Annotated in this window: 8 protein-coding genes; 5 read left to right on the forward strand and 3 right to left on the reverse strand. The window is 65.6% G+C overall.

Annotation, left to right across the window (positions count from 1 at the left end; translation table 11 throughout):
- Positions 1 to 117: 117 nt before the first annotated feature.
- From K9B33_RS10255 to K9B33_RS10265, 3 genes are read left to right on the forward strand one after another with little or no spacing between them, the layout of a single operon-like run.
- Positions 118 to 933 (forward strand): lytic transglycosylase domain-containing protein, encoded by an 816-nt coding sequence (locus K9B33_RS10255; protein WP_224548539.1) that lies wholly within the window; start codon positions 118 to 120, stop codon positions 931 to 933.
- Between the two features lie 9 nt (positions 934 to 942).
- Positions 943 to 3,075 carry a flagellar biosynthesis protein FlhA gene (gene flhA / locus K9B33_RS10260; protein ID WP_224548540.1) on the forward strand — a complete coding sequence of 711 codons (2,133 nt, stop codon included), beginning with the start codon at positions 943 to 945 and terminating at the stop codon, positions 3,073 to 3,075.
- A 14-nt stretch (positions 3,076 to 3,089) separates the two neighbouring features.
- Positions 3,090 to 3,821, forward strand: coding sequence for a sigma-70 family RNA polymerase sigma factor (locus tag K9B33_RS10265; RefSeq protein WP_224548541.1), 732 nt, complete (start codon positions 3,090 to 3,092; stop codon positions 3,819 to 3,821).
- Positions 3,822 to 3,906: 85 nt separating this feature from the next.
- Here K9B33_RS10265 and mdoH read toward each other — a convergent pair whose 3' ends face one another.
- The 3 genes from mdoH to K9B33_RS10280 form a co-directional block, all read right to left on the reverse strand.
- The gene (gene mdoH / locus K9B33_RS10270; protein WP_411974002.1) at positions 3,907 to 5,796 is read right to left on the reverse strand and encodes a glucans biosynthesis glucosyltransferase MdoH; all 1,890 of its coding nucleotides are present in this window, start codon (positions 5,794 to 5,796) and stop codon (positions 3,907 to 3,909) included.
- Between the two features lie 62 nt (positions 5,797 to 5,858).
- The gene (locus K9B33_RS10275) at positions 5,859 to 7,343 is read right to left on the reverse strand and encodes a glucan biosynthesis protein (protein WP_224548542.1); all 1,485 of its coding nucleotides are present in this window, start codon (positions 7,341 to 7,343) and stop codon (positions 5,859 to 5,861) included.
- A gap of 212 nt (positions 7,344 to 7,555) precedes the next feature.
- Positions 7,556 to 8,365, reverse strand: coding sequence for a flagellin (locus tag K9B33_RS10280; protein WP_224548543.1), 810 nt, complete (start codon positions 8,363 to 8,365; stop codon positions 7,556 to 7,558).
- A 344-nt stretch (positions 8,366 to 8,709) separates the two neighbouring features.
- On the opposite strand from K9B33_RS10280, the gene K9B33_RS10285 reads away from it, so the two are divergent.
- Together K9B33_RS10285 and fliE are read left to right on the forward strand one after the other, a co-directional pair.
- The gene (locus K9B33_RS10285) at positions 8,710 to 9,981 is read left to right on the forward strand and encodes a sigma-54 interaction domain-containing protein (protein WP_224548545.1); all 1,272 of its coding nucleotides are present in this window, start codon (positions 8,710 to 8,712) and stop codon (positions 9,979 to 9,981) included.
- Between the two features lie 20 nt (positions 9,982 to 10,001).
- A complete protein-coding gene (gene fliE / locus K9B33_RS10290) occupies positions 10,002 to 10,361 on the forward strand; it encodes a flagellar hook-basal body complex protein FliE (protein WP_224548779.1) in 360 nt (119 codons plus the stop codon).
- The last annotated feature ends 3 nt before the right edge of the window (positions 10,362 to 10,364 follow it).

The following is a 10,364-nucleotide window of genomic DNA, read 5'->3' on the forward strand; positions in this document are numbered from 1 at the left end:
AAGCGGCGCCCTTCGGCGCCGTTTTTCGTTGTAGGGCGCGAAATCCTTACTCACGTTAACCAAATCTTGGCACAAGCCTTGCTCTAATGTCCTCGCTAGCAAGTGAGGATTTTAGTCGTGTCGGCTTTCGCAGACATATCAGTAACCGGGAGTTCGACAGGTAATCGCGTCACCAACGCGATTGCGATGGCGAGCCGCCGTACTGGTGTCGACTTCTCCTATTTGCTCGGTCAGGCCAAGATCGAATCCAGCCTGAACCCCACGGCCCGTGCGGCGACATCGTCCGCCACCGGCCTCTATCAGTTCATCGACCAGAGCTGGCTCGCCGTCGTCGACAAGCATGGCAGCGAATATGGGCTGGGCTGGGCGTCCGACGCGATCCAGCAGAGCGGCGGCCGCTATTATGTGGCCGACCCCGACCTGCGCAAACAGATATTAGACCTGCGCAAGCACCCCGAAACCGCGTCGGTCATGGCGGCGGAACATGCGGCCGACAACAAGGCCTATCTGGAATCGAAGCTGGGCCGCGAAGCCCAGCCGGTCGATCTCTACCTCGCCCATTTCCTCGGCGTCGGCGGTGCCTCCAAATTCCTGTCGGTCCATGACCGCGCGCCGGATGCGACGGCGGCATCGCTGTTCCCGTCCGCGGCGCGCGCCAACCGTTCGATCTTCTTCGACAAGCAGGGCCACGCTCGCAGCTTCGCCGACATCCGTGACCGCTTTGCGTCGAAGCTCCAGAAGAACTCCGACGGCCTCGGCGCCGACATCCAATATGCCTCCGCTGCGCTGCCTTCGGGCGCGAAGACGGTCCAGCCCGCCGACTATGTGCGGATCGAAACCCAGCGCCTCGCCGAGCAGCCTGACATCATGGTCAAGCCGCAACCGCAGACCGCCCGCCTCGCCTATCTCATGCTCGCCACCCTCGGAAGGTAAACGGCCGCAATGTCTCCTGCCCAAGTCAAAGCGAAGATCTGGATGAGCGCCGTCAAGGGCGCCGTGCTGCCGTTCGCCACGCTGATGGTCGTCGTGTTCATGATGGTCCCGGTGCCGGCGATCATGCTGGACATCGGCTTCATCACCAACATCATGATTTCCCTTGCGGTGCTGATGGTGGCGCTGAACGCGGGCAAGCCGCTCGATTTCTCCAGCTTTCCCACCGTGTTGTTGTTCGCGACCCTGCTGCGTCTCGCGCTCAACGTCGCCTCGACCCGCGTCGTGCTGGTGCAGGGACATGAAGGCTCCGACGCGGCCGGGCAGGTGATCGAAGCCTTCGGCCACTTCCTGATCGGCGGCGACTATGTCGTGGGCATCTTCGTCTTCGCCATCCTGATGATCATCAACCTTGTCGTCATCACCAAGGGCGCGGGACGCGTGTCCGAAGTGTCGGCGCGTTTCACCCTGGACGCCTTGCCGGGCAAGCAGATGGCGATCGACGCCGACCTGAACGCCGGTTTGATGACGCCGGAAGAAGCCAAAATCCGCCGCGTCGAAGTCGCGACCGAGGCGGACTTCTACGGCTCGATGGACGGCGCCAGCAAGTTCGTGAAGGGCGATGCGGTCGCTGGCATCCTGATCCTGGTCATCAACATCGTCGGCGGCATCATCCTGGGCGTGGTCAGCCATGGCCTCGCCATTGGCGAAGCCGCGCAGACCTATATCATTCTGGCGATCGGCGACGCGCTCGTGGCGCAGATCCCCGCGCTGCTGCTCTCCATCGCCGCCGCCTCCATCGTCACCCGCGTCAAGAGCGAGCAGGATCTGGGCGGCCAGATCGCCGGCCAGTTCGGGTCGGGCCGCGCCTGGGTGCCGGTCGCCGCGATCCTGGGCTTTCTGGGCATCCTGCCTGGCATGCCCCATCTCATCATCCTGTCGGCCGCGGCGGTCGCCGGTGGCATTGCCTGGCAATTGCGCAAGGCTGTCCAGAAAAAGGCGGCCGAGCCTGCGCCGGTCGCCCCCGCGCCCAACCCGGCCGTCATCGAATGGGACGATGTGTCGGACGGCGCGATCCTGGGTCTCGAGATCGGCTATGGCCTCATCAGCCTGGTGGACGAGCGCAAGGGCGCGCCGCTCATGGCCCGCATCACCGGCATCCGCCGCCAGCTATCCAAGGAACTGGGTTTCGTCGTGCCGATGGTTCGCGTGAAGGACAATCTGGCGCTCGAACCCAATCAATATCGCATCACCATCGCGGGCGTGGTCGTGGGCGAGGACGAAATCTGGCCCGACGATCTGCTCGCGCTCGACAGCGGCGCGCTGGAAGGCACGGTCGCCGGTCGCCCGGCCAAAGACCCGACCTTCGGCCTCGACGCCGTCTGGATATCGCAGGCCAAGCGCAGCGAAGCCGTGGTTGCGGGCTATACCGTCGTCGATCCGCCGACGGTGGTCGCCACGCACCTCAATCAGCTCATCGCGATGAACGCCGCCGAAATGTTCGGCCTGGATGAAGCGCGCAAGCTGCTCGACAATCTGAAGGACGCTGCGCCGCAACTGGTCGATGGCCTGACGCCCGGCACGCTCAGCCTGACGCAGATCAGCGCTCTGTGTCGCGCCCTGCTGGGCGAAGGCATCGCGCTCAAGGACTTCCGCCGCATCTGCGAGGCGATGGTCGACGCCGCACGCCCCGACATGAGCCACGAACAACTGGTCGAGGCGGTGCGCCAGCGCATCGGCGCGCTCATCATCCAGGGGCTCGTCCCGGTCAAGATGCCGCTGCCGGTCATCACCCTTGACGGCGATCTCGAAGGCTTGCTGGCGCAGGCCATGCGCGTCGCGGGCGACGCCAAGCATCCGATCGAACCCGCGCTCGCCAACCGCATCGTCGAAGCGGTGATTCATGCCGCCCGGCCGCTGATGGGGCAGGCGCGCAACTTCGCCATCGTCACCTCGCCGGTCGCGCGTCGCGCGCTCGCCCGGCTGTTCAAGCCGCATTTGCCCGAAACGCCAGTGCTGTCCTTCCTCGAAATTCCCGATGGCAAGGGCGTTGAAGTGGTCGCCGTGGTCGGCAATGAACAACGTCCCACGCCCCGCCACGACCCCGCACCGCGCCAGGAACAAACGCGCGAGCGGGTCGCCTGAAAGGAGGCTGAGCCATGTATATGAACAAGATTGCGGCTGGCGCCCACACCTATGGCAAGCCTGGCGAAAACAGCCCGGAACGGCTGGCCCGCCAATATATGCCGCTGGTGCGCAAGATCGCCTGGCACGTCCATGGCCGCGTTTCCACCGCGATAGAGATAGAGGATCTGCTCCAGATCGGCATGGTCGCACTGGTCGAATCCGCCAACAGCTTCGAGGATCGGGGTCTGGGCTTCGCCGCCTATGCCCAGTTGCGCGTGCGCGGCGCGATGATCGACCATCTGCGGCGGCAGGCAACGATTTGCCGGTCGGCAATGGCCAGGCGGAAACAACTTGCCGGGGTCCGCAACCGGCTGGAGCAGAAGCTCGGCCGCCTGCCGACCGAGGCCGAAATGTCGGCCGACATGGGGCTTGAGCCGGCCGCCTATCGCGAGATCGCCGACAGCGTCGAAATGGTTCAGCATACCAGCATGGACGAAGTCTATTCCGACCAGTCGATGTGGTTCGCGGACGTGGAGGATCGCGCCGACGACATCATGGAACGTGAGTCCCTCAAAAAAGCGCTGGCCGCCTGCATCGGCGAACTGCCCCAGCGCGAAGCGATGGTCCTGCAACTCTATTTCGTCGAGGAACTGAACCTGGAGGAAATCGGCCACACGCTGGACATCGGCGCCGCCCGCGTCTGCCAGATCAAGAAAGCGGCGCTCGACAAGCTGCGCGAAAAACTGCGCGACTGGGACGACTGACCTTCAGGCTGGCGGTGTTCCCGCGAAGGCGGGAACCCGGTCCTACGATCTCCATGACGCGCCCAACGGCTGATTACCTAATCCATCACTCATCATTCGCCGCCAGCGGCCCGACCCGCCGCCCATCCGTCGTCGGCCAGCGGAACCGCAACGGACGATAGCTTTGCGTGCGCCACCACGGATCGGCGACCTGGAACAGGCCATGTTCTTCCGCCTTGCGCCCCAGATCCTTGCGCGCCGTCAGCGCGGCCAGCATCGGCGCGGCGAACAGGCCGGCGACCACCGGCGACATCCAGCCCAGGCTGCCGGCCTTCACCGCCATCGCGGTCAGCCCCGCGCCCAGCAGCAAATGCCATTTGAACAGCCAGATCGCACTGGTGATCGCCATGCCGTCGCGATCGCGGGTCTGCCCGTTCCAGCTTGCCTTGCGGCCCATCAAGATGCTGAACAGGTTGATCGTCTGCGTCAGCATCGCCACCGGCGCCATCAGGATCGACAGGATGATATCGACCAGAACGCCGCGCGTCATTCGCGCCGCGCCGCCAAAACCGATGCGCCGGGCCGGATCGGCCATCGCCCAGATGATCGCCAATATCTTTGGACCGAACAACAGCACCGCCGTCAGCGCCAGCAATCCGCCCGACGGCAGGATCGCGGCGGGCGGCCACACCCCGGCCAGCGCGCCACCCAGCACCACCAGCATCAGCGCCAGCCACAGCGGCGACGTGCAATAGGCCGACGCGCCGACCAGCAACTGGAACCGGCTGACCGGATGCAACCCGGCGATCTTCACCAGCAACGGCACATGCTGGATATTGCCCTGGCACCAGCGCCGGTCGCGGGTGAACAGGTCCGGCATGGAGGGCGGAAATTCCTCGAAACTGTCGTCGGCCGTGACCATATGCACGTCCCAGCCGCGCCGCCGCAGCAGGGCGGCCTCCAGCATGTCGTGGCTCAAAATATGCCCGCCGAACGGCGCACGGCCCGGCAGTTCGGGCAGGCCGCAGCTTTGCGCGAAGGCGCTTACCCGCACGATCGCATTATGGCCCCAGAACATGCCCTCCGATCCCGCCCACCAGATCATGCCCGCGGCGGACGTCGGACCGAACAGGCGGCTGGCGAATTGCTGCCAGCGCGCGAACAACGTGGCCGCGCCCATCACGGTGGGGACGGTCTGGATCAGCCCGACATGCGGATGCCGCTCCATGTCGGCGGCGAGGCGGGCCATCGTCTGCCCGCTCACCACGCTGTCGGCGTCCAGCACCACCATATAATCGTACCCGCCGCCGAAACGCTGCACCCATTCGGCGATATTGCCTGGCTTGCGGCCGATGTTGAGCGCGCGCCGACGATAATGAACCGGGCGGGAGAAGGAGGCGCGCATTTCCTGATAGGCGCGGCGCTCCACCTCGCCACTTTCGGGACTGGAGTCCGACAGGATGAAAAATTCGAACCGCTCGCCGCCCATCACCTGCGCCAGCGACCGCTCCATGATCGACAGCCGGCCCAGCACGCCCAGGAAATCCTCATTGCACACCGGCAGCAGGATCGCGGTCTTGCCCTTCAGCGGGGTGGCGGCATTCAGCGGACGCGGCGTCACGCTCCGCCCCTTGCCAACCGTCAGCAGCAGGAAGCCGATCATTGCGGTGGCGAAGCCGAAGGCGATCCAGGCGAACAGCGGAATGAAGAGCGCGAGATAGACGCCTTCCCACGCGGAAATACCGTCCAGCCCGATCGATCGGCGCATTTCATGCGCAGCCATCGCGGCGGGCAGCAGGGCGAGCAGCACCACCAGCAGGCGGCGCGCCCAGATGTCGATATTGAGCGGGCGGCGCGCGATCAGGTCGGGCCGGGCGCCGAAATCCTGTTCCGGCATCGCCAGCGGATTTTCCGGCGGCACCTGTTCAAAGGCGCGCGCCAGCGGCTTGCCCCCGGCATCGGTGGTCGGCGCCTGCACGCCTCCATTCCCCATCATTCCTCAGACCCATCGCGATTGACCCAATATGTCACAACCGCCCGATGCATAGACGGTTCCCGCTAAGCGCCCAGCGGATAATGCACATATTCGCTCAATCCGCGATCGCCGGTCCGCAACTGGAGCCGAATATCGGCCGACTTGCCCTGCGCGCGCTTGATGTCGAGCACCGTCCGGAACAGGCCGTCGCGGCCCAGCACCGGATAACCGGCCTTCTTGATGAGCGTACCGCCGGCTACGTCCGCCCAGATATCGGGCTTGCTCCCCGCAGCTGCGCCCGCAAAGTCGATCACCAGCCGATCGGCATCGCCGTCGCCGCGCCCGCGCCAGACATTCTCGACGATGGCGATGCCGGCAGAGGCCGGCGCGGGCGCCGCGGACCAGTCGAGCCGATAGGCCAGGTCGATCCGCGCCCCCGCGCGCGGCGCGGCATCGGGCGTCCAGTAGGCGGCGACATTGTCGGTATATTCGCTGTCGGTGGGGAAGGCGTAGAGGCGTACGGCGCCTGCACCCAGCGGCTCGGTCGGCGTCGACCAGAGCGAGGGGCGGCGATCGTAGAAGACGCCATCATCCTGATAATGGTCGAAGTCGCGGTCGCGTTGCAGCAGGCCGAAGCCCTTGGGGCTCACTTCCTTGAAGGCGCTGAAATGCGGCGCGGACGGGTTCACGATCGGCCGGGCATGGGCGGTCCCGTCGGCGCTGGCGATCGACAGCATGTCGCTGTCATGGATTTCCGGCCGCCAGTCGGTCCCCTGGATGCGGTTCGCCTGATCGTACCAGAACATGCTGGTCATCGGCATCAGCCCCAGTTCGGGGATGGTGCGTCGGGGGAAGAGGGCGGCGGTGATATCCTGCCGCACCCCCTGCGGCCCCAGGCTGCTGACGAAACGGAACGCGCCGCTGATCGATGCGCCGTCGAGCAACGCATAGATAGTGACGCTGCTTGCGCCCGTCCGTTCCAGCCAGAAATGGGTGAAGCGGGGAAACTCTTCCTTGCCGGCCAGACTGGTGTTGATCGCGATCGCGCGGGCCGACAGGCCGAATTGCTTCTGCGGGCTGGGCGCGCGGAAATAGCTTGCGCCGAGGAAGGACAGCCAGTCGCCGTCGCGCGTCGCATTCATGATGCGGAAACCGGCAAAGCCCGCATCCGGCCCCAGCGCCGCCACGGCATTGCCTGGGGGCGTGTCGAACATGGTCGGATCGTAGCGCAGCGGGGTCGCGCGCCCTTTTTCCACGATCGCGATCGACACTGGCTGGGCGGCGTTCACCGAAAGCGGGAAGAAACGGACGCCGGTGTCGCCGGGCAGGTCGCCCCATAGGGTGCGCTCGTCGCGGAACCGCGCCTGATGCAGGGCGTCATAATCGACCTTCGCCGCGCCGGGATGCGGCGGCGTCTCCCTGAACGGCGCGCGGGCGAGGCGCTGCGCCTGCCCGACCAGTCGATCCCATGAAAAGACGTCGCCGCCAGTCTGGGCCAGCAGCATGTCCGGAAGAAGAAGGGCGGATGCGGATGCGGCGATCATCGCGCGTCGGTTGATCTGGGTCATGGCCTTTATCATGGGAGGCACAACCGGCGAAGCCAAGTCTGTATCCGCGCCTCCATGCGAAGAAGCCTCCGCCCGGGGGGACGGAGGCTTCAAACAGGCTGGTCGTTCGATCGAAGGTGTCGCCCCCGGCACGGTGGGGACTGTTGATGTGCCGGGGGCCACTTGGGCGGCTGGCGGTGACCAAGACCTCAGCCGACCAATCTTGTTACGCCTTAGCCGATCAGCTTGAGCACGCCCTGCTGGCTCTGGTTGGCCTGGGCCAGCATCGCGGTCGACGCCTGGCTCAGGATCTGCTGCTTGGCGAGCGCCGTCGTTTCGGCCGAGAAGTCGGCGTCTTCGATGCGGCTGCGGGCGTCGGTCAGGTTGGTGATGTTGTTGGTCAGGTTGTTGACCGTCGATTCGAGGCGGTTCTGCACCGCACCGAGGTTGGCGCGGGTCGTGGCGATCGAAGCGATCGCGGTGTCGAACGTGTCGAGGTCAGCCGAGGTGCCGGTGGTGACATCGACCGCCAAAGCGTTGGTCATTGCGGTCGTCACGTCGTCCAGCGTGATGTCGACAGTGTCGGACGCGTTGGCGCCGGCCTGGATCGTCACGGTGGCGGTGGAACCGTCGAACAGCTTCGTGCCGTTGAATTCGGTGTTCGCCAGCGTATCGGTGATCTGGGTCTGGAGCTGCGCGACTTCCGCCTGGATGTTCGCCTTGGCGTCGGTGTCGTTGGTGCCGTTCAGCGCCTGGACCGACAGTTCACGCATACGCTGCAGCATGTTGGTGACTTCGCCGAGCGCACCTTCCGCCGTCTGCGCCAGGCTGATGCCGTCATTGGCGTTGCGGACGCCCTGGGTCATGCCCTTGATCTGCGCCGTCATGCTCGAAGCGATGGCGAGACCGGCGGCGTCGTCCTTCGCGCTGTTGATGCGCTTGCCGGTCGACAGGCGTTCCATCGCGGTGCTCAGCGACTTGCTGGCCATCGACGAAGCATTGGCCGAGCGCAGCGCTGCAGTGTTGGTTCCGATAACAGTCATGGTGTTCCCTTTCGTTTCACTATCAGGTCGCTGCCATCCGTTAGAGCGCTTGCGGCCTCGAAAGGGGATAACGGCGGGGCGCCATGGGCTTTTAGCGCCGATGTCGATTTTTTTGGAAAGGGCGTGATTCGGGCGGTCCGAAAACCCCCCTACGCGGGCGCGACGCGCGCGCCTTAGACCAAGGTCGAAGATATTGCCGTTTTTGCCGGAAAAAAACTGCCGCATTGCGGCAAGCCGGCAGACGGCATTAACTATCTGATAACCACAGACGGGCTATTTGTTAACCATCGAAGGGGGTTGGGGCGTACGGGGGTACAAGCCAGCCAAATGATGGGGTTTTGTTCATGTCGACACTAGACGTGAGCCGTGGCGTCTGCGCGCTTCTTCCGGGGCTGCAGCACTGGCTTGAAAATGCCTTCTATGAAGTGCGCATCGTCGATGCGGCCGACCCCCGTGACAGGGACGACCGGCGTATCCTGCTGGCGACCGAGATCGGTCACGCCACCTATCGGGACATCCTGATCAACGTTATCGACGGTGCGCCTTCGCTGCTGTCCGCCGCCAATGGTCTGCCGGCGCGGGTCGCCTTTGGCATAGCGGACATGGGCTTCGCCTTCGCCCTCATCGCCGAACTGGCCCGTCCCGCCGCGATCCCCGCGGTCGGCGACAGCGGCAGCGCCCGCCTGATGACGCTGGCCGGCCGTGTCGCCCGCAGCGACGCCACCGTCCTGATCCAGGGCGACACCGGCACCGGCAAGGAAGGCATGGCGCGCTTCCTGCACGCCCAGTCGGGTCGCACCGCCCACGACTTCATCGCCGTCAACTGCGCGGCGCTCCCGGAAACCATGATGGAAGCGATGCTGTTCGGTCATAAGAAGGGCAGCTTCACCGGCGCATCCAATGCGTCGGAAGGGCTGTTCCTCGCGGCGGACGGCGGCACGCTCTTCCTCGACGAAATCGCCGAACTGCCGCTCTCGCTCCAGTCCAAGCTGCTGCGCGCGCTGCAGGAAGGCGAAGTGCTGCCGGTCGGCGCCACCCATCCGGTCCCGGTCAATGTCCGCATCATCGCGGCCTGCAACCGCAATCTCGCTAACGAGGTCGCCGCCGGCCGTTTCCGCGAAGATCTTTACTGGCGCTTGAACGTCATGCCGCTGGAACTGCGCCCGCTGGCCGAACGCCCCGGCGATGTCGCCGCGATCGCCGCCGCCATGCTGCTGCGCCAGCAGGACATGGGCAAGGCCGGCTTCGTCTGGCCGACCGCCGCAGCGATGGACAAGCTCACCGCCCATGTCTGGCCCGGCAACGCCCGCGAACTGGGCAATGTGCTCCAGCGCGCGCTGGTGCTGCGCGACGGCGCGATGATCGAGGCGGACGATCTGCATCTGGCCCGCGCGCCGCAGCCGCTGCGCGTCGTCACGCCGATCGTCGCGCCTGCGTCGATCGCAGTCGAGCCGACCCGCCTGCGCGACGTCGCCCATCACAGCAAGCTGGAAGCCATCCGCATCGCCCTGCGCGAAACCGATGGCCACCGCGCCGCCGCCGCCCGCAAGCTGGGCATTTCCGAACGCACGCTTCGCTATCGGCTCGCCGAGATGCGCGAGCTGGCAGCGGCTTGAAGGAGGGCTGAACCATGGCCATCAACGGCATTTCACCCACCGACAGCGTGATGGCGATCCGCAACGCCATCCTGCAAAAGAATGCGGCGCTGCGCGATGTCGCCTCGACCGGTCCGGTCGACGGCGCGTCGGGCGCCGGCGGCACGCAGGGCACGGCGCCCGGCGGCTTCACCGAAGCGCTCAACAGCGCGCTGCAACAGGTCAACGGCCTGCAGAATCAGGCCGGCGAGGCGGCAGCGTCGTTCGAACGTGGCGAAACCACCGATATCGCCGCGGTCATGCTGGCCAAGCAGCAGGCGTCGGTCAGCTTCGAGGCGACCCTCCAGGTCCGCAACAAACTCCTGTCCGCCTATAAGGACATTATGAGCATGCCGGTTTAAACC

Source organism: Sphingobium sp. 3R8 (genome assembly GCF_020166615.1).
GTDB classification, from domain to species: domain Bacteria; phylum Pseudomonadota; class Alphaproteobacteria; order Sphingomonadales; family Sphingomonadaceae; genus Sphingobium; species Sphingobium bisphenolicum.